This window comes from Paenibacillus sp. FSL H7-0716, assembly GCF_038002705.1.
GTDB classification, from domain to species: Bacteria; Bacillota; Bacilli; order Paenibacillales; family Paenibacillaceae; genus Paenibacillus_AQ; species Paenibacillus_AQ odorifer.
The window spans coordinates 53045-73353 of record NZ_JBBODA010000002.1 but is presented as its reverse complement, the minus strand read 5'-3'; the positions used below and the strand labels follow the sequence as shown (position 1 = coordinate 73353).

The following is a 20309-nucleotide window of genomic DNA, read 5'->3' as shown; positions in this document are numbered from 1 at the left end:
ATGGACAAAACTACAACTGCTGTGGGTGATAACAGCAAGCCGAAGGAACAGTTTGTGCACTCGGTGTTTGAGAGTATTGCAGGTAAATATGACTTGATGAATGACATCTTAAGCTTTCGCCGCCATAAGGCTTGGCGTAAGTTCACGATGAAGAAGATGGGCATGAAGCGCGGGGATTCAGCTGTAGACTTATGCTGCGGCACTTGCGATTGGAGCATTGCCTTGGCCGAAGCCACACAGACAGGGAATGTGATAGGACTCGACTTCAGTGCAGGCATGCTTGAAGTGGGGCGCCGTAAGGTGGAGGAGCGCAAGCTTCAGGACCGGATCTCTCTTGTACAGGGTAACGCTATGGAGTTGCCTTTTGAAGACAACGCATTCGATTATGCAACGATTGGTTTTGGACTCCGCAACGTACCGGATCTTGTTCAAGTACTGAACGAGATGAAACGGGTGGTGAAGCCCGGAGGAATGGTGGTCTGCCTGGAGCTTTCCAAGCCGATGAAACAACCATTTAAAGGTATCTATTTCTTTTATTTTCAGCGTGTACTTCCATTGCTGGGCAAGTTATTCGCTAAAAGGTATGAGCAATACAAATGGCTGCCAGAATCGCTGGCGCTGTTCCCTGACCGGGAGCAATTAGCTGCTATTTTCCGTGAAACCGGACTGCAAAAAGTGGAATCCTTCCCCTTGACCGGAGGCATCGCGGCATTACATATTGGGCTCAAGGAGAACGGGAATGTTTAAGAAAATCGGTATCTTTTTACAAATGATCAAGTTTGAACATACGGTATTTGCTTTACCTTTTGCTTTTATGGGTGCTTTACTTGGTTCCGTTGTCATGTTTGGCACGCTACCTACCTGGAGCCAGATTGGTTGGATCGTAGTGGCTATGTTTGGGGCACGGAGCGCTGCTATGGGGTTGAACCGACTGATTGACCGGATAAGTGATGCTAAGAATCCACGCACAGCGGGAAGAGCTATTCCTGCAGGATTATTGAAGATCGGTGAAGTCGTCATTTTTATCGGCATTTCGTTTTTCTTACTCTTTTGGGCAGCCTTTAAGCTGAATCCTTTGTCGGCCAAGCTCTTGCCGATCGCAGTTTTCCTTCTTGTCATTTATTCATTTACTAAGCGCTTTACATGGGCCTGCCATCTTATCCTCGGTCTGACCATTGCGCTTGCACCTTTAGGCGGCTGGGTAGCTGTAACTGGTAGTGTGAATTGGACTTCAATGGTATTTTATTTCACTATTGTGTTTTGGACTGCAGGTTTTGATGTAATTTATTCTTGTCAGGATGTTGAGTTTGATCTAAAAGAGGGTTTGAAGTCCATTCCGGTTCGGTTCGGGGTTCAAGGTGCACTCTTTATTGCCCGCGTATTTCACATTCTCACGGCGATTGGATTCGTATCGTTGCTGTTTATGACGGATTTAAGCTGGTGGTATGTAGCAGGCATGATCATCGCATATATTATTCTCTTTTATGAGCACTACATTGTATCTCCGAGTGACCTTAGCCGTCTGCAGACTGCTTTTTTCACTATGAACGGCGTATTGAGCATCGTAGTGTTCTCTTTCACTTTGATTGACTTGGTGGTGCAGTTCTACTAATGACGCTTACTAAACCGAAAAACATCGTGGTTGGAATTACAGGAGCTAGCGGTGCGATATATGGTGTTCGTCTAACTGAAACCTTGCTATCACTAGGATACTCCGTGCATTTGGTAGTTAGTAATGCGGGCTGGCGCGTATTTAAGGAAGAACTTGGCTATATCGCATCAGACCGGGAGGGCTTTTTGAACGAAAGGTTCAAAGGCTATCCCGGTTCTCTGCTTTATCATCCTGTTGCGGATATCGGCGCATCCATTGCAAGTGGTTCGTTTCGTGTGGAAGGGATGATTATTATGCCTTGCTCTATGGGAACATTATCCGCGGTAGCGAATGGGACTTCTGATAATCTGATGACACGTGCTGCTGACGTTATGCTCAAGGAAGGCCGCCCACTGGTGCTTGTACCTCGTGAGACTCCACTGCATGCTATTCATCTAGAGAATATGTTGAAGCTGTCCCGTCTGGGAGTTCGGATGATTCCCGCAATGCCGGCTTTTTATTTTGGGCCGCAAAGTATGGATGATCTGATTAATTTCATGGTGGGCAAAGTGCTTGACAGCTTTAATATTGAACACAATTTATTTCGAAGATGGGGGGATTGAAAGGATGGACAATAACAGCCACACCATCATCGGCAAAATCAGCTATACCAACTCATGGCCGGTATTTCACAATTTTCATCCCTCTGCATTGAAATATCCTGCAGAAATGGTGAGTGAGGTACCTGCCATTCTTAATCAGGGGATGAGCCGTGGAACTATTCATGTAGGTGCTTTATCCTCTTTTGCTTATGCTGAGGCCAGTGACAAATTATTACTTCTACCTGATTTATCGGTTAGCGCGGACGGTCCTGTGAGATCAATATTCCTTTTTTCCAGGGTGCCATTTGCTCAGATTGGCAGTGGTAAGATCGCTGTTACGAATACTTCTGCAACCTCGGTAAATTTGCTGAAAATTTTAATGGAAAAAGCTTTTGGCAATAAACCGGAGTATATTAGCGCTAATCCTGATTTGGATGCCATGATGCATGAAGCGGATGCCTGTTTATTAATTGGTGATAATGCTATTAAGGCCTCATGGCAGGATCAAGGTTATATCGTTACTGATCTAGCTGAGGTTTGGAAGGAATGGACGGGCTTAGGGATGACCTTTGCGGTCTGGGCAGTGAACCGAAAGGCTGCTGAGGACAAACCGGAGGCTATTTCTGAGATTGCAGAGGCTTTTGCCGAGAGTAAAATGCGGGGATTGAGAGATTTAGATCCTATTGTACAAGCAGCTTGTTCTAACATTGGAGGAACAAAGTCTTATTGGGAAGGGTACTTCCGCAATTTATGTTATGATTTTGGAGAAAGGCAGCAGCAAGGTTTGAACCTCTATTTCCGCTATGCCTATGAGATGGGCCTGCTGCCGCAGGAAGTGAAGATGGAGATTTGGAGCCATAAACTGTTGACACGGGTGAAAGAATGAAACGACTGCAAATATTCGGATTACTGAACAGAGATATGGATCAGATTGAAAAGGAGCTGTACCGCAGTGTACAGGGGGATGACGATCTGCTTACAGAAACTTCCCTGCATTTATTAAAGGCAGGCGGCAAAAGGTTACGTCCCGTATTTGTCCTAATGGGCGGGAAATTTGGTAAGTATGATCTGGAAAAGCTGAAACGGGTGGCGATACCGTTAGAGTTGATCCATAGCGCTTCACTGGTCCATGATGATGTGATCGACGATGCAGAATTGCGCCGTGGTGAACTCACCGTGAAAGCAAAATGGGGCGATAAAATTGCCATGTACACTGGTGACTACATATATGCAAAAGCGCTGGTTATGACTACGGAGCTGAAGAATCCACGAATTCATCAAATTCTGTCTAAGGCGATGATCGAAATGTCGATCGGAGAGATGGAGCAGATTCGTGACTTTTTCAACAGTGAGCAAAGTGTACGTCATTATCTACGGCGTATCCGCCGCAAAACAGCCCTGCTGATTGCGGTTAGCTGCCAACTAGGAGCACTTGCTGCTGAAGCAGATCCAGAAGTAGCTCGTCTGCTTTATAATTATGGTTACAACGTGGGTATGGCGTTCCAGATTCGTGATGATTTACTGGATCTCTCAGGCACAGAGAAACAGATCGGTAAACCTCCGGGCAGTGATATGCGGCAAGGAAACATTACACTTCCAGTGATTTATAGTCTTGAAGATGAGCGACTGCGCGAGTCATTGCTTGAGGAACTGAAGTCTATACGTGAGGGCCATAGCACGGTAGGACGTGCGATTGATCTCATTCTTTCCGGTGACGGAATCGCCCGTTCTGAGGAGCTCGCTTCACGTTATATCGACAAGGCGCTGGCGGCGCTGGAACAATTGCCTAACAATAAGACTAAGCGCAATCTGCGCGATATTGCGTATTTTATAACAGGAAGAAGTTATTGATCTTCTGGTGAGATTGAAATTAAACGTTTCCAGAAAGCAATGTTTCTGTTAAGATAGCGTCAAAACAACCCTTCAAATGGGAAAATGGAGAGTGCTTCTATGGAAAAGACGTATCTGATGGTCAAGCCTGATGGAGTTCAACGTGGATTAATAGGGCGTATTGTTGCCCGCTTTGAGGATAAGGGGTTTAAATTGGTCGCGGCTAAACTGATTACAGTCAGTGAGGATCAAGCGAAAAGACATTATGCTGAGCATGCAGGCAAAGACTTTTTTTCAGAGCTGGTCTCTTTCATCACTTCAGGTCCAGTGTTTGCAATGGTATGGGAAGGCGATGATGTCATAACTTTATCCCGGACACTCATAGGCAAGACAAAAGTTGGAGAAGCTCTGCCAGGCACGATTCGTGGCGACTTTGCCAGCCATACACCACTTAATTTAATTCATGGATCAGATTCGCCTGAAAGTGCAGAACGGGAAATAGCTAATTTCTTTGCTCCAGATGAACTGAATCAGTATAACAAAGACATCGCAGTCTGGATGTAAGGTCCAGGTAGGAGGCAGGGGATTAACATGTCTGATCGTAATGTTGCAGCATTAACAACAGATCCAGATTATAGCGGATTTATTCACAACGTTAAACAAAGCACCGGAATTGATCTGGCTCAATATAAAGAAGCGCAGATGAAGCGGCGTTTGACGACTCTTCGGATGAAGAATGGGTATCATACCTTCAGTGATTTTTTTGCAGCGATGATGAAAAATAAGGACTTATTTTATGAATTTTTAGATCGAATGACGATCAATGTCTCTGAGTTCTGGCGGAATCCGAATCGCTGGGAAGTTTTGCGGGATATTATCCTACCTGACCTCCAGCAGTCGGGCCGCAAATTAAAGCTGTGGAGCGCGGCGTGTTCCACTGGCGAAGAGCCTTACACGCTGGCTATGATTTTGTCGGACAAGAATATATTGGCGCAGACAGGCATTCTTGCCACTGACATTGATGATGGCGCTTTATCCAAAGCAAAGCAGGGTCTTTATTTGGAACGTTCTTTAAAGGATGTGCCCAAAGACGTGGCAGCACGTTATTTTACACCGGAAGGTCCTGTCTTCAAGGTCAGCGATTCACTTAAGAAAAACATAGATTTCCGCAAACAGAATCTCCTCTTGGATAAGTTCGACGAAGGCTTCGATCTTATTATCTGTCGCAATGTAATGATCTATTTTACTGAAGAGGCGAAGAACAAGCTCTATCATAAGTTTTCGGCTAGCTTACGTCCGGGTGGTTATTTGTTTGTGGGCAGCACAGAGCAAATCTTTACACCGGCTCAATATGGCTTTGAATCGACGGAAACTTTTTTCTATCGTAAAAAATAAATACTTTTTGCTCCTTCGCCATTAACTTCAAAGGTATACTTTCGCAAAAGTTCAGTGATACTGGATAGTAGAATCTGTACGCTAAGTGAAAGGAAAGTTAAACCGATGGACAAAAGCAAGGTCATTGCCGCGTACAAACGAGGCTTTATCACCGTTCGTGAGTGCGGGCAAATTCTCGGTGTGGAGGAAATGCAATTGGAGCGCCTTTTGCAGCTGGAAGAGCGTAAGTCTACATTCCCTCCACCAAGCCAGCGGCTCGGCAGCTAACAAGCTGAAGACCGAGCCGAGGAGCGCCATTCATACTCTTAAGGGTATGGATGGCGCTTTTTATTTCGGTATACATAGAGTGTTTCTAGAGAGAGCCCTTTCTTGTCAAAGCGGATTCCCTATACTATAATGAGCAAAGATCATAGGATTTTAGCGGTTTACAGTTTAAAAGTATAAAAGGGGGAAGACATCATGAGTTTACGCTATTTAACAGCGGGGGAAACGCACGGCCCCCAGCTAACGGCTATTATTGAGGGATTGCCAAGTAATTTAACTTTGGATTTTGAAGAGCTTAACTTTCAATTGCATCGTCGACAAAAGGGATACGGACGTGGACGCCGCATGCAGATTGAGAAAGATACGGCACAAATTGTAGGTGGAGTACGTCACGGCTATACTACGGGTGCTCCGGTAGCCTTGGTAGTAGAGAACAAGGATTGGACTCACTGGAAGAACATTATGAATATTGAACCTATTCCAGGCAGTGATGAAGAAAAACGCCGGGTAAATCGGCCGCGCCCTGGACATGCAGATTTGAATGGTGGATTGAAGTACAATCATACGGATCTTCGCAACGTTTTGGAGCGCTCCAGTGCCCGCGAAACCGCAGCCAGAGTTGCATGTGGCGCTGTAGCCAGACAGCTGCTGGCAGCCTTTGGTGTGAAAGTAGCAGGTCAAGTCATTCGCATTGGTGAAATTGAGGCACCTGCAAATGATCTGCCTATCGATGAGCTGATTGAACGGACAGAACAGTCTTCTGTCAGAGTTGTCGACAAAGAAACGGAACAGAAAATGGAGGCTTACATAGATCAGATCAAGGAAGAGGGCGACTCCATCGGTGGAATCGTTGAATGTATCGTCGAAGGACTGCCCATCGGACTTGGCAGCTATGTACAGTCAGACCGGAAGCTGGACGGGGCGATCGCTGGGGCAGTGATGTCGATTAATGCCTTCAAAGGCGTTGAAATCGGTATTGGATTTGAAGCAGGAAAATTGCGTGGATCGCAAGTCCATGATGAAATTATGTATGAAGCTTCTAAAGGATACTATCGCGCAAGCAATCGTTTAGGCGGTTTTGAAGGCGGGATGACGAATGGCATGCCTGTAGTGGTTCGTGGGGTTATGAAGCCTATTCCTACCTTGTATAAGCCACTTCAAAGTGTAGATATCGATACGAAAGAACCTTTTACAGCTCAAGTAGAACGTTCAGATGCATGTGCGGTTCCAGCGGCATGTGTAGTTTTGGAAAGCGTAGTGGCATGGGAAGTTGCCAAAGCTTTTCTTGATAAGTTCGGCGGGGATTCTCTCGAGGAAATTAAAGCGAACTATGAAAACTATCTTGCACAATTGGAGAGTTATTAATCATGCGTACAATCAATGTAGATTTGGGAGATCGTTCTTATCCAATCCACATCGGTAGTGGTCTGCTGCACAACATTGGCCAGTACTGTGCTGAAGCTGGACTGTCCACTCGCAGCCCACTACTGGTTGTGAGTGATAGTGAAGTAGCTCCACGGTATTTACCGGCACTTGAAGAAGCTCTAAGTCAGCAAGGCTATACCGTAGTAAGCCATATTATGCCGGCAGGGGAAGCATCCAAATCATTAACCGTGTATGAAGAGGTTATGACGACCGCAATTCAAGCGGGACTAGATCGCAACTCAGCGGTGTTGGCTTTAGGTGGCGGGGTTGTTGGTGATTTAGCTGGTTTTGTAGCAGCTACCTACATGCGCGGAATAGGATTTTTACAAATTCCAACGACGATTCTAGCCCATGACAGCAGCGTAGGCGGCAAAGTGGCTGTCAATCATCCACTAGCCAAAAATATGGTTGGTGCGTTCTATCAACCTTCGCTGGTGCTTTACGATTTGGATACCCTTCGCACGCTTCCGCCACGCCAAGTCTCTTCTGGCTTAGCTGAAGTAGTGAAGCATGGTCTGATTATGGACAAAGAATTTGCATATTGGTGCCGTGAACATGCTGATGAGCTGCTTGCTTTGAATGCTGAAGCCCTCGGCTATGCCCTTGAGCGCGGTTGTGCGATCAAAGCTCATGTCGTGGCGAACGATGAACGTGAGCATGGACTTCGGGCGATCCTGAATTTAGGCCATACGATCGGCCATGCTATTGAAGCGGTTGGCGGATACGGTGTGTTTTTGCACGGTGAAGCGATTGCGATTGGAATGGCGGGTTCGGCGCTGCTGGCTGTAAAGCTTGGACGTGACCGATCCATTTATGAGGATACAGTATCTATGTTATCTGCACTTTCACTGCCTATACAGCTTCCTTCTGAATATGATGAAGAGGAGCTAATGGAAGCAATGATGCATGATAAGAAATTCAAAGAAGGCAGAATGACTTTTATTGTGCCTGATGCCATAGGAGCCGTTAGTATTGTAAACGATGTACAGGAATCGCTTGTGCGAGAGGTTCTCGCAGAGCTAAAAAAGGAGGGGAAACCGTGGTAAATCGAGGGATTCGCGGAGCAACTACCGTGATTAATAACGAAGAAACAGAGATTTTGCGTGAAACTGTTGTGCTGCTGCGGGAGATCGTTGAACGCAATAATGTTATAGCTGAGGATATTAGCAATGTATGGATTACGATGACCAATGATCTGGATGCTACTTTTCCGGCAAGAGCCATTCGTGAGATTGAGGGCTGGGAAATGGTGCCGCTTATGTGTTCAACGGAGATCCCGGTCAAAGGCAGCCTGCCGATGTGTATCCGGTTAATGGTGCAGTTTAATACGGATAAATCACAGCGTGAGATCCGCCATGTGTATCTGAATGAAGCTCAGAAGCTTCGTCCAGATTTGTCGCAGAGTAAGTCTTAAATTTGAGTTGTGGGTTGTCAATGACCCTTGTCATCATGTATAGTGTAATTAGCCGAGTATAGAAGAGTTTAGTTGAGTTGAGATGAGTATAGTTGAGCAGAGTGCAAGAAATTTTTGCGAATATAAGAAAGTATATACATTTCTTATATTTCACGCATATACGCTTACCGTCCTTATAAGGACGCTGAAGACGTTTATGCCTGATTAGCAGTTTTTGTGTACACAGAGTCTTTATTTTGATATGTACTGGAGTGTTATTTCACATCCGTGATGTATCTTATTTAGAGATAAGTCTGTAGGCACAACATAACGATGCTGATCATTGCTCAAAAACATATACTTACTTACACAAACCCTCTACTTTGGTAGAGGGTTTTTCTGTGTTTCGGAAAGATTTATATAACTAAGGGGGCATCTAAAAATGACGAATCCGAGTGTTCAAGAGGTGGTAAAGCTGTCGCAGGATTATAATCTGATTCCTGTTGTGAAGCGGCTGCTGGCTGATATGGAAACACCTATCCGGTTATTCCAACGTTTTGCTGAACGTGACCGCGCGTTCTTACTAGAAAGTGTAGAGGGTGGCAAACAATGGGCCCGGTATTCGTTCATCGGCAGCGATCCCTTTTTAATGATATCGGGAAAAAAGGGTGCAATTAACGTAGAGATCGACGGGAAGAAAAAACAGCTGCATGGTAAGCCGATTGAGGAGCTTAAGGCGCTGCTTCGTTCATACCGTAGCCCTAAGCTGGATGAGATGCCCCCATTTACTGGAGGAGCTATCGGATTTTTTGGATATGATCTGCTGCAATATTATGAGAAGCTGCCTGAGCATCCAGTAGATGATCTCCAAATGGATGATATCCGGTTTATGTTCTGTGATCGCATCATTGTTTTTGATCATGTGAAACAACAAATTCTCCTAGTTGGCAACCTGCATGTTAAAGACGGTGATACGGACTCAGATATCAAATCCAATTACGAAAGCTTAAGTCGTAAGCTTGAGGATATGGCCGAAGAGCTGCAAAAGGAAGGGCCAAAGGAAAATGTGAACCGCCGCAGCATTCCGCAGGATATTGAGCTGGGTGAGATTCATTCGAACCTGACTAAAGAACAATATATCAACAACGTAGAACAAGCGAAGGAATACATTCGGGCTGGCGATATTTTTCAAGTGGTGTTGTCGCAGCGCCTGCATATTGAAACGGAAGTTTCTCCACTGCATGTATACCGGATGCTCCGGACGCTTAACCCATCTCCATATATGTATTATTTGAAAATGGATGAAGAGATTATTGTTGGAACCTCACCGGAAGCACTCGTAAAGGTAGATGGAAATCGTGTGGAGACACGGCCGATTGCCGGAACAAGGCCAAGAGGTGAAAGTGAAGCTTCGGATCGTGCTTACGCCGCGGAGCTGCTGGAGGATGAAAAAGAACGTGCAGAGCATTTGATGCTAGTTGATCTAGGTCGTAATGATTTAGGAAGAGTGTCCAAATTCGGTTCTGTAAAATGTGATTCCTTTATGGAAATTGAAAGATACTCTCATGTCATGCATATGGTATCGAATGTGTCAGGCACGCTTAGCGAGGATAAAGATTTCTTTGATGCCTTTCTCTCCTGTCTGCCAGCCGGTACTGTCTCAGGAGCACCTAAGCTACGGGCAATGGAGATTATTGCTGAATTGGAGCGAGAAGCCCGTGGTGCTTATGCGGGGGCGATTGGATATTTGGGATTCTCGGGAAATATGGATTCATGTATCACCATCCGTACAATCATCTTCCGTAAGGGCAGAGCATATGTGCAGGCTGGGGCGGGTATCGTTTGGGACTCGGTTCCGGAGAAAGAGTATGAAGAGACGGTGAATAAAGCGAAGGGCATGCTAAAAGCTATTCGTATGGCAGAGGCTATGTTCCCACCCGAGATAAAAGAGAAACAAGTCATCAATCAAGATTACATGTACGCATATACCCCTGAACAGGTGGTTTGATTAATAAAAAAGATTACATTAAGGCTGGGAGGATGAACATTATGGATGCAACAAAATTGATACAATCAGGAATCGCTGGACTAATCGAAGGCAAAAGTCTGACACGTGTGGAAGCACGGGATATAATGGGCGCAATCATGCTGGGAGATGCTTCACAGGCGCAAATCGGATCACTGCTGACCGCTTTACGGATTAAGGGAGAGACCGTGGAGGAGATTACGGGGTTTGCGGAAGCCATGAGAGGTTTCGGCACACCTGTCCTTACTGAAAAAGCGCGTCTGCTAGATACATGTGGTACGGGCGGTTCCGGCATCCATAAGTTTAATATTTCTACCGCCTCAGCGATTATTTCATCAGCGGCTTCGGTACGAGTTGCCAAACATGGCAACCGCTCAGCTTCCGGTAGAGCAGGAAGTGCAGATGTACTTGAAGCTCTGGGCGTCAACATTCATCTGAATGCGGATCAGGCTCGGGAATGCTTGGATCGAATCGGCATTTGTTTTTTATTCGCGCAAATCTATCATCCTTCGATGCGGCATGCGGCAGCACCGCGTAAAGAGCTTGGAGTGCGGACGATTTTTAATATGCTTGGTCCGCTTACGAATCCCGCGGGTGCTGACCGTCAGCTGCTGGGGATTTATGATCGGAATAAGACAGAGACGGTGGCTAATGTCCTGAAGGAGCTGGGGTCCAAGCGTGCGATGGTTGTTAGCAGCGTGGATGGTCTGGATGAAATCAGCATCTCGGCCCCTACATTAGTGTCTGAGCTAAAAGAGGGCATCGTAACCACGTATGAGGTAACGCCAGAGGCATTAGGTCTTAACAGACATCCACTGGAAGCTGTGCTGGGTGGAGATGCAGCTGAAAATGCGGCGATTATTACCTCGGTCCTTCAAGGGCAGATGAATCCTTATCGTGATATCGTTCTTGCTAACGCCGGAGCCTGTATATATGTTGCTGGTTTGGCAGATACCATGGCCGGAGGCGTAGAGAGAGCAAAAGATGTAGTGGATTCAGGCAAGGCACTATCCAAGCTTAATCAGCTTGTAGCTATGACGGAGGAACTTAATTATGTATCTTGATAAAATTGTCGCGACTAAGATTAAAGAGGTTGAAGTGCTCAGTAAAAACTTTTCGTTGGCACAAGCAGAGCGTGATATTGCGCTTCTTCCGGCAACAAGAGGTTTTCGTAAGGCTCTGACCCAAGGGAAGAACAGAGATATGGGCTTGATCGCTGAGGTGAAGAAGGCTTCTCCTTCCAAAGGGTTGATCCGTGAGGATTTTGATCCTGTTTCCATTGCAAAAGGGTATGAAGCTGGAGGTGCAGATTGCTTATCTGTTCTGACGGACACAGAATATTTCCAGGGCAGCGCAGCTTATCTGCAGCAAGTGAAGGAAGCTGTAAAACTGCCGCTGCTTCGCAAAGATTTTATTATCGATGAGAAGCAGATCTACGAAGCACGTCTTCTCGGAGCGGATGCCGTGTTGTTGATCGTCGCTATTTTGACACCAGCACAACTGTCTCATTTTATAGATATAGCTTCAGGGCTTGGATTGGATATCTTGATTGAGGTGCATGACCGAAATGAACTGGCGGTTGTACTGAGCACAGAAAAGATAACCCAACCTAACGTCCTGCTAGGAATTAATAACCGTAATCTACGTACCTTTGAGACCTCTTTGGAGACAACAGCCGAGCTGGCAGCTCTTGTGCCGCAAGGTGTTCCAGTGATCAGCGAAAGCGGAATTTCCGGGTCAAAAGACATCGGCTACCTAAGAACTACTGGTGCTCACGGAGTGCTTGTTGGGGAGTATCTAATGCGTCAAGCTAACGTAGAGGATGCGGTTAACGGTTTGCTCGGTGAGCTTCCTAACGGAAAGGACCGTGTCCGGCATGGCTGAGACATTAGTAAAAATCTGTGGACTTCAGGACGTTGAAGTGCTAAAATCTATGTTACACTTACCACTAGATTATATCGGATTTGTTTTTGCACCTAGCCGCCGGAAGGTATCCATAGAGCGTGCTGCCGAACTGATTGCAGAGCTTCCAAATTGGAAGACTGGTGAAATTCCTAAGGCTGCCGGGGTTTTTGTTAATCCGGAGCTGAATGAGTTGAACGAATTGCTGTCTGTGGTGCATTTAGATGTAATTCAGCTCCATGGACAGGAGAGCCCAGCTTTTTGCCAGCAGGTTCGCCAAGCTTATCCACAGGTTCAGGTATGGAAGGCACTGTCCGTTGCTGATCAAGAGCGGGATAAAGCTGAAAATGAATATACCTTGGAAGATTACGCAGCTGCAGTAGATGCGGTTTTATTAGATACTTATGATCCATTGCAGAGAGGCGGCTCTGGCCGAACCTTCGCATGGAACAAATTACCTGTGTACCAAGAAATTGCAGTACAACATGACTTGCCCTTGTTTATGGCTGGAGGGCTTCATTCAGATAATGTTGGTGAATTGCTTGATACCTATGTCCCGTATGGGGTAGACGTGTCGAGTGGAGTAGAGACTGACGGCATTAAGGATATTCAAAAAATGACAGCTTTTGTGGAAAGGGTGAAGCAATCATGATACAAGTACCGGACCAGCATGGACGTTTCGGTTCATTCGGAGGCCGCTTCGTGCCCGAGACTTTGATGAATGCATTGATTGAGTTGGAGGAGGCCTACCGTAAGTTTTCGGCAGATCCAGCTTTTCAGGAAGAAATAGATTATCTATTAAAGCAGTATTCCGGACGGGAGACCCCGCTGTATTATGCGGAACGTCTAAGCAAACATTTGGGAGAAGCTAAAATATATTTGAAGCGTGAAGATTTGAATCATACAGGTGCCCATAAGATTAACAATGCGATTGGTCAAGGGATTTTGGCCAAAATGATGGGGAAAACGAAGGTAATCGCTGAGACTGGTGCGGGTCAACATGGTGTAGCCACAGCTACAGTTGCAGCTCTGCTAGGTATGGAATGTAAGGTGTTTATGGGGGAAGAGGATACGCGTCGCCAGGCCCTTAACGTATTCCGGATGAAGCTGCTTGGTGCAGAAGTGATTCCCGTTACTTCCGGATCGCGCACATTAAAAGATGCCGGCAATGAAGCGCTTCGCTACTGGGTTAGCAATGTAGACGATACCTTCTATATATTGGGTTCAGCTGTAGGACCGCATCCTTATCCGATGATGGTCCGTAACTTTCAGCGGGTTATTGGGGATGAAACACGGCGCCAGATTCTGGAGGCTGAAGGAAGGCTGCCGGATGTGCTCGTAGCTGCTGTAGGCGGTGGCAGTAATGCTATCGGTATGTTCTATCCATTTGTTGAGGATGAAAGTGTCGGTATGATTGGTGTAGAGGCGGCTGGTAAAGGCATTGATACCCCTTTTCATGCGGCAACAATGAGTAAAGGAACTCATGGCGTATTCCAGGGATCGATGAGTTATCTCCTGCAGGATGAGCATGGACAAGTAACAGAAGCACATTCCATCTCCGCAGGCCTGGATTATCCTGGTGTGGGTCCTGAACACTCCTATCTAAAAGATATCGAACGCGCAAAATATGTCCCGATTACAGATGCAGAGGCGCTAGATGCACTGAAGCTGCTATGCGTAACGGAAGGCATTATTCCAGCGTTAGAATCGGCGCATGCGATAGCACATGTTGTAAAAATGGGTCCAACCCTTACTAAGGATGATATTGTTGTCATCTGCCTGTCAGGCCGGGGAGACAAAGACGTAGAATCCATTATGGCGTATACAGAAGGGAAGGGAACTGAATGACAACCCAAACTACAAACCGGATGGATTTGGTATTCCGGAAGCTTAAAGCTGAGAACCGGACCGCATTGATTCCTTTTCTGACTGTTGGAGATCCAGATTTGGAGACTACTCTTGCCATCATCACTGAATTGGAGACAGCAGGGGCAGATATTCTGGAGCTAGGAGTACCATACTCTGATCCGCTTGCAGACGGCCCTGTAATTCAGCGAGCATCTGCCCGGGCACTGCGGGGTGAAGTTCACCTGCGCACTTGCATGGAGACCGCGTTAAAGGCTCGTGAAGCCGGCAGCAGTTTGCCATTTATCTTGTTTTCTTATTACAATCCTATCCTGCAAATGGGTCTAGATACGTTTTTTGCTGATCTGAACAAGCATGAAATCAGCGGACTTATTATCCCGGATCTTCCCGTTGAGGAATCAGCGGAGATGCGGCGCCGTAGTGATGAAGTTGGAGTCAACCTCATTCCTTTAGTTGCACCCACCTCAAGCGAACGTATTGCAAAGATTGTATCCGGTGCGAGCGGGTTTATCTATTGTGTATCTTCATTAGGGGTGACTGGAGAAAGATCCTCTTTCCATGCGGATGTAGAAGCCTTTATTGATTCCGTTCGTCAAGCTACGGATCTGCCAGTGGCTGTAGGATTTGGGATCTCTACTGGCGAACAGGTTGCCCGTTTTGCTCAGATTTGCGATGGTGTTGTAGTAGGGAGTGCCATTGTCCGCAAAATAGAAGAGGTAATTCCGTTGCTCGATCATCCTGATACGCGGAATGAGGGACTGTTGCAAATTCGAGAATTTGTGGCACAATTAAAAAGACCATAACAGTGTCATTCTGACCTGTGTATAGTGGAGTAATCAACTATGGAGAGCGAGGACTATTGTATGAATCCAAAACCGAATATAGTTAATCTCCCTGTCTACAAACCAGGGAAACCTATAGACGAAGTCAAGAAGGAGCTTGGCTTAAGTGAGGTTATTAAGCTTGCATCCAATGAGAACCCGTATGGAGCTTCACCGAGTGCAAAAGAAGCAATTCTAGCAGAACTTGAGAATCTTTATCTTTATCCGGACGGCTCAGCCGTTGAATTGACTTCAGCACTTTCCAGCCGTCTTGGCGTGAATAACGACAACATTATTTTTGGCTGTGGCTCAGATGAGATTATTGCACTTATTGCTCGTGCCTTTTTCTTGCCGGGTGATGAGACAATCATGGCGGACCAAACCTTCTCCGTGTATAAGAGTAACGCAGACATCGAAAGTGCGGTATCTATTGAGGTGCCACTTGTAAAAGGTACCCATGATCTGGATGGGATGCTGGCCCGTATAACGGACCGCACTAAGGTTATCTGGATCTGTAATCCGAATAACCCAACAGGTACGATTGTTCCAGAGGAAGCTTTGGTTTCTTTCCTGGATGCTGTGCCTTCCAATGTAATGGTTGTCCTTGATGAGGCATACTGTGAGTATGTAACAGATCTTTCATACTCCAATGGTATCCAGTTACTGACTCGTTACAAGAATCTGGTTGTGCTTCGCACCTTCTCCAAAATTTATGGCTTAGCTGCATTGCGTATTGGATACGGTGTTGCGAGTCCTGAGATCATTTCGTTGATCAACAAGGTACGTGAGCCTTTTAATACTTCACGGCTTGCTCAAGCTGCAGCTCTTGCTGCTTTGAATGATCAAGATTACGTACAGGAATGCCGTCGTCTTAATAGCGCGGGTATTGTCCAATTGCAAGGTGAATTCAAACGTCTGGGTCTAGAATCCTTCCCGGCACACGGGAACTTCATCATGGTAGATGTTCGTAAGCCTGCTACAGAGGTCTTTGATGCTTTGATGCGTAAAGGAATCATCGTAAGAGCGGGTCATCAGGTTTATCCGACTTATATTCGGGTTACTGTGGGCTCGGCTGAGCAGAATACAGCTTTTATCACCGCGCTCGAACAAACGCTTATAGAGAGCGGAGTACGCGCCTAGTAATAACAGCAAGTCAAGACTAAAGAAGGCAGGTAGTTCAAAGAACATGACGACAAAAATAGCAATATTCGGTGTCGGTCTGATCGGAGGCTCACTGGCCCTTTGCTTTAAAGGCAAGGAGGGCCTGACCGTCGTTGGCCATGCCCACCGTCCTGAATCCGCGAGTAAGTATATTAGCAGAGGTGTGGTCGATAGTGCCACATTGTCTGTGGAGGAAGCGGCAATCGATGCCGATTTCATTTTTCTATGTGTGCCAGTGGGTATGCTAGAGGATTATTTGCAGCAGTTAAGCAAATTGCCGCTCAAGCCCGGCTGCATCATTACAGATGTTGGAAGTACGAAAGCTAGTATTGCCGCATGCGCGGTGTCTTTGGATATTCCTGGAGTACATTTTATCGGCGGTCACCCTATGGCAGGATCAGAGCGTTCAGGTGTTGAGGCAGCTTCATCGCTGTTGTTTGAGAATGCCTATTACGTATTAACGCCTCCACCGGGAGTGCCAGATGAGGCTTATCATGCGTTGGAGTCCTTACTCCACCTTACTAGAGCGCAGATTGTACGCCTTAATCCAGAACGTCATGATGAGATTGTAGGCGCCATTAGTCATTTACCACATATTATTGCCGTTGCGCTGGTAAATCAGATTAAAGCTTATGATGATACTGACTCCTTGTATAGTACGTTAGCTGCAGGGGGCTTTCGGGATATTACACGGATTGCGTCTAGTGATCCAATTATTTGGCGTGATATCTTGTTAAACAATCGTTCAGTGATGCTTCGATTGCTGAAGGATTGGAACGAGGAAGTTTCTTCTTTTGTTCGTTTGCTGGAAAGTGAAGATGGTGTAGGGATTGAAGAGGCATTTCATGAAGCCAATGGCTTCCGTAGTCAGTTGCCAGAACGGCGTAAAGGTATGATAGCACCTTTATTTGACCTACATATTGATGTACCCGATCATCCGGGGATTATCGGTCGTATTGCTACAGAGCTGGGGGATCAAGGAATTAACCTTAGCAACGTACAAATTATCGAAAGCCGTGAAGATGTGCCGGGGATTATGCGTCTCTCTTTCCGTCAGGAGAACGATATGGAGCGGGCGAAGATCCTGTTGCAGCATCATGATTATACGGTATACGTGTAGTATAAAGTTCGCTCGGGTTCATTTTCAAATCATAATAAACAGTAAAACAGCGATTCTCATGTGAATAGAGAATCGCTGTTTTTTGTTGGCTGCTTATTTCTACGTGCCTTCGTCAGTATCGTCATCGGTATCGCCATAAGTACCACCTAGTACTTACGGACCCTAGTGACGTTATTTGCTCGTTTTTTGCCTTTGAAGCAGTATTTCGGACTCCACAAACGCTATTTCACATGAAGAGGCTTATATTGTGTGTTTTTCGTGCCAATAGCTGCTATGCGGTCCGTTAGCATCCCAAATGCGGATTAATGCTGCGTTTAAGGTCAGCTGTGTCCGATAGCGTCTTCGTATAAGCTAAATGTTTATTGGATCAACGAAGAAAAGAAAGGAGTGCCGCAAAATGCTTCCGGATTTATACACGCAGACTCTAATTTAGGTTTGGTTTGTTGCAACTGTTCCCAAACTCGCTTTCTTCATTTCGATCAGAATTTCTTCCAAGAAATTCTCTGGTACTTGAGTTTTTTTCGTCGTAACTATTTCGACTACCTACAAAACGATTTCTTGCTGCTCCTAGACCGACAATAAAGAGTAAAACCGAAGCGCCAAGCAGTATGAAAAGTGGCAGGTTCCAACTATTTGTCTTATCATGCAAATATCCTATAAGTGCAGGACCAATTGCGGCAAGCAGATATCCGATCGATTGCGCCATACCAGACAGTTCCGCTGCTTGATGCGCATTTTTTGTACGTAAACCGAAAAACATCATGGACAAGCTAAAGGCGCAGCCTCCACCAATTCCGAGTATGATGATCCACAACAGAATGATATTGGAGCTTCCGTAAAGCAGTCCGAGCGTTCCCGTCAAAAGCAAAATGGTTGTGATGAACACTAACGAACGTTGATTTGACATTCGCCCTGCAATAACGGGGACAATAAAGGTAAATGGAAGCAGCGCTAACTGCATTATTGAGAGGTACCATCCTGATTGGCTTGAGTCAATACCTTGCTGTTTTAAAATTTCAGGCAACCATGCGATCAGCACATAGAAAATCATGGACTGCATTCCCATAAACAAGGTTACTTGCCAGGCAAGAGGGGAACGCCAAACATTCACATCATTGCCGACCATCTGTTGACTTGTCAAGGTTGTTTGCTTCGTATGCTTCCTTAATTGAGGCAACCAGCAGAGGATCGATACAAAACTTAGAATCCCCCAAATTCCCAATGCTCCCTGCCATTTTAACCCTGCGTTTGCAGCTAGCGGCACACTGATTCCCGATGCGATCGCTCCAGATAAACTCATTGAAATTGCAAAGACACCAGTCATAGCACCGATTTTATTAGGGAAATCGCGTTTGATTAAACTTGGCATTAATACATTACAAACGGCAATTGCAAATCCAAGAATTGCAGTTCCAATATACAGATTTGCAGCCCCAGATAAAGAACGTATTACAATACCAACAGTCAAAAAGATCAGGGCAAACAAAATTAAAAGTTCAACTCCATACCTACGTCCTAGTTTTGGTACTAGAGGCGATAATAAAGCAAAGGTAAGTAAAGGTACCGTTGTGATCAAGCCTGCTAAAGTATTGGAAATATGAACGTCATCCCTTATGAGACCTACTAAAGGACCGACCGAGGTTAAGGGAGCACGTAAATTTGCGGCAATAATAATAATGCCGAGTATTAGCAGCCCTAAAGATGATGGTACGAATTTTTTATTCGGCATTCTTCATTTTCCCTCCCAGAATTAATGCCTACTAATATCCGCGCGGACAATGAAAGTATAGTATAATATATTAAAATTAACAATAAGTATTTTAAAGTTTACTTTATTGAGATAGTTCTATAACTTGAAATGCTTATATTAGATAAAAAAATACAACTCAGAGTTTCCATATAGAATGGAATACTGAGTTGCATTTTATAGGTGAAATTTTCGACTTTAGAAACCATATTTTAAGGAGATATGGAGCACTGTTTCGCTATTTGTATGATTGGTATAAGAGTGAGGGCGATCTGCACGAAAACTGATCGTATCATATTGATTTAATGTGTACATTTCTCCATCGACTCGAATTTCAATGGAACCAGTCATTACTGTCGCAATTTCAGTTGTATTCACATGATGACCTTCAGGGTGATACGAACTATTTGGCTGTAAGTAAGCCCGACACATTTCAATATCGTTGCTTACGTTTTTGAAGACGGGTTCGATGATCCAATTCTTTTGATCATTAGAAAACCGGAGACCTTCGCCTGCTCGATACAAACTAACAGGGTCTTCAGATTTGAACAAAGCTAATAGGGGCAAAGATATGCCTTTTGAAATTTTCCATATTATCGCCAAAGTTGGATTTGTCTCGCCACGTTCGATATTCCCCAGAGTAAGTTTGCTTACGCCTGTTAATTCCGCTAAGTCATCTAAGCTCATGTTTTTTTCTTTTCTGTACTTTTTTAAGGCACCGCCGATTTGTAGTACCAGTTGTTTTGAGTCATCGATTTCATCCATTTCAAATTCACCTCAACAAATAACTTTATAGCTAGTATATTGTTTATCCTGACTCTTTTCCATACGATTAGGATTAGAGGGGGGATTACACACGCAGCTATACAAAATCTGACGTCTATGTAACGAACCAGCCCGTAAGCTTATCACCGTCCCCGGTTTAATTCTTTATTTTTGCAAAAAGGAAAGGATACCAATGGGGTGAGCACTGAGGAGGCTATATTTGTAGGTGATCATCCAATGAATGACTTACAAGCGAGCCGTAACGCAGGGCTGCAAGACATTTGGAAACGTAATGAGCATATCCCTCTTCAAGTGGACGTAGACGGGGTAATAGATAATTGTGGGGATTTATGGAAGCTAATTCGCTTGCTAAGTAAAATAATCTAATATAGATCATCTAA

General features: G+C 45.3%; 22 protein-coding genes. 20 read left to right on the top strand and 2 right to left on the bottom strand.

Annotated elements, in window-relative coordinates:
* From MHH60_RS03205 to MHH60_RS03115, 19 genes are all read left to right on the top strand, one after another.
* The gene (locus tag MHH60_RS03205) at positions 1–747 is read left to right on the top strand and encodes a demethylmenaquinone methyltransferase (protein ID WP_036676394.1); all 747 of its coding nucleotides are present in this window, start codon (positions 1–3) and stop codon (positions 745–747) included.
* Positions 740–1612, top strand: coding sequence for a UbiA-like polyprenyltransferase (locus tag MHH60_RS03200; protein ID WP_076127498.1), 873 nt, complete (start codon positions 740–742; stop codon positions 1610–1612). The genes MHH60_RS03205 and MHH60_RS03200 overlap by 8 nt, the downstream gene beginning before the upstream one ends.
* Positions 1612–2214 carry a UbiX family flavin prenyltransferase gene (locus MHH60_RS03195; RefSeq protein WP_036676229.1) on the top strand — a complete coding sequence of 201 codons (603 nt, stop codon included), beginning with the start codon at positions 1612–1614 and terminating at the stop codon, positions 2212–2214. The genes MHH60_RS03200 and MHH60_RS03195 overlap by 1 nt, the downstream gene beginning before the upstream one ends.
* A gap of 4 nt (positions 2215–2218) precedes the next feature.
* On the top strand, positions 2219–3079 hold the full coding sequence (locus tag MHH60_RS03190) for a menaquinone biosynthetic enzyme MqnA/MqnD family protein (protein WP_076101474.1): 861 nt from the start codon (positions 2219–2221) through the stop codon (positions 3077–3079).
* Positions 3076–4044, top strand: coding sequence for a polyprenyl synthetase family protein (locus MHH60_RS03185; protein WP_036676233.1), 969 nt, complete (start codon positions 3076–3078; stop codon positions 4042–4044). The genes MHH60_RS03190 and MHH60_RS03185 overlap by 4 nt, the downstream gene beginning before the upstream one ends.
* A gap of 99 nt (positions 4045–4143) precedes the next feature.
* Positions 4144–4587: a nucleoside-diphosphate kinase gene (gene ndk / locus MHH60_RS03180; protein ID WP_076134687.1), complete on the top strand. Its 444-nt coding sequence runs from the start codon at positions 4144–4146 to the stop codon at positions 4585–4587.
* A gap of 27 nt (positions 4588–4614) precedes the next feature.
* Positions 4615–5418 (top strand): CheR family methyltransferase, encoded by an 804-nt coding sequence (locus tag MHH60_RS03175; protein WP_036676236.1) that lies wholly within the window; start codon positions 4615–4617, stop codon positions 5416–5418.
* A gap of 105 nt (positions 5419–5523) precedes the next feature.
* A complete protein-coding gene (locus tag MHH60_RS03170; RefSeq protein WP_169744788.1) occupies positions 5524–5685 on the top strand; it encodes a hypothetical protein in 162 nt (53 codons plus the stop codon).
* Between the two features lie 192 nt (positions 5686–5877).
* Entirely contained in the window at positions 5878–7047 is a 1170-nt protein-coding gene (aroC, locus tag MHH60_RS03165) for a chorismate synthase (protein ID WP_076134686.1), read from the top strand.
* A gap of 2 nt (positions 7048–7049) precedes the next feature.
* Positions 7050–8153 carry a 3-dehydroquinate synthase gene (gene aroB, locus MHH60_RS03160; RefSeq protein WP_076134685.1) on the top strand — a complete coding sequence of 368 codons (1104 nt, stop codon included), beginning with the start codon at positions 7050–7052 and terminating at the stop codon, positions 8151–8153.
* The gene (gene aroH / locus MHH60_RS03155) at positions 8147–8521 is read left to right on the top strand and encodes a chorismate mutase (protein WP_076127508.1); all 375 of its coding nucleotides are present in this window, start codon (positions 8147–8149) and stop codon (positions 8519–8521) included. The genes aroB and aroH overlap by 7 nt, the downstream gene beginning before the upstream one ends.
* A gap of 421 nt (positions 8522–8942) precedes the next feature.
* Entirely contained in the window at positions 8943–10508 is a 1566-nt protein-coding gene (gene trpE / locus MHH60_RS03150) for an anthranilate synthase component I (protein WP_076127509.1), read from the top strand.
* A gap of 41 nt (positions 10509–10549) precedes the next feature.
* Positions 10550–11590, top strand: coding sequence for an anthranilate phosphoribosyltransferase (trpD, locus tag MHH60_RS03145; RefSeq protein WP_172628839.1), 1041 nt, complete (start codon positions 10550–10552; stop codon positions 11588–11590).
* Positions 11580–12410 (top strand): indole-3-glycerol phosphate synthase TrpC, encoded by an 831-nt coding sequence (gene trpC, locus MHH60_RS03140; protein ID WP_076134684.1) that lies wholly within the window; start codon positions 11580–11582, stop codon positions 12408–12410. The genes trpD and trpC overlap by 11 nt, the downstream gene beginning before the upstream one ends.
* Positions 12403–13080 carry a phosphoribosylanthranilate isomerase gene (locus tag MHH60_RS03135; protein WP_076134683.1) on the top strand — a complete coding sequence of 226 codons (678 nt, stop codon included), beginning with the start codon at positions 12403–12405 and terminating at the stop codon, positions 13078–13080. Before trpC ends, MHH60_RS03135 begins: the two co-directional genes overlap by 8 nt.
* Positions 13077–14276 (top strand): tryptophan synthase subunit beta, encoded by a 1200-nt coding sequence (gene trpB, locus MHH60_RS03130; RefSeq protein WP_076134682.1) that lies wholly within the window; start codon positions 13077–13079, stop codon positions 14274–14276. Before MHH60_RS03135 ends, trpB begins: the two co-directional genes overlap by 4 nt.
* Positions 14273–15097 carry a tryptophan synthase subunit alpha gene (gene trpA / locus MHH60_RS03125; protein ID WP_076134681.1) on the top strand — a complete coding sequence of 275 codons (825 nt, stop codon included), beginning with the start codon at positions 14273–14275 and terminating at the stop codon, positions 15095–15097. Before trpB ends, trpA begins: the two co-directional genes overlap by 4 nt.
* A gap of 60 nt (positions 15098–15157) precedes the next feature.
* Positions 15158–16255 (top strand): histidinol-phosphate transaminase, encoded by a 1098-nt coding sequence (hisC, locus tag MHH60_RS03120; protein WP_076127634.1) that lies wholly within the window; start codon positions 15158–15160, stop codon positions 16253–16255.
* Positions 16256–16301: 46 nt separating this feature from the next.
* The gene (locus MHH60_RS03115) at positions 16302–17396 is read left to right on the top strand and encodes a prephenate dehydrogenase (RefSeq protein WP_036676253.1); all 1095 of its coding nucleotides are present in this window, start codon (positions 16302–16304) and stop codon (positions 17394–17396) included.
* A gap of 424 nt (positions 17397–17820) precedes the next feature.
* On the opposite strand, the gene MHH60_RS03110 is transcribed toward MHH60_RS03115, so the two are convergent.
* Positions 17821–19125: a CynX/NimT family MFS transporter gene (locus tag MHH60_RS03110; RefSeq protein WP_081388949.1), complete on the bottom strand. Its 1305-nt coding sequence runs from the start codon at positions 19123–19125 to the stop codon at positions 17821–17823.
* A gap of 216 nt (positions 19126–19341) precedes the next feature.
* Complete coding sequence (locus MHH60_RS03105) at positions 19342–19908, bottom strand: helix-turn-helix domain-containing protein (protein ID WP_076134680.1); 567 nt, start codon at positions 19906–19908, stop codon at positions 19342–19344.
* A gap of 237 nt (positions 19909–20145) precedes the next feature.
* On the opposite strand from MHH60_RS03105, the gene MHH60_RS03100 reads away from it, so the two are divergent.
* Positions 20146–20295 carry a hypothetical protein gene (locus tag MHH60_RS03100; protein WP_179088888.1) on the top strand — a complete coding sequence of 50 codons (150 nt, stop codon included), beginning with the start codon at positions 20146–20148 and terminating at the stop codon, positions 20293–20295.
* Positions 20296–20309 lie beyond the last annotated feature (14 nt).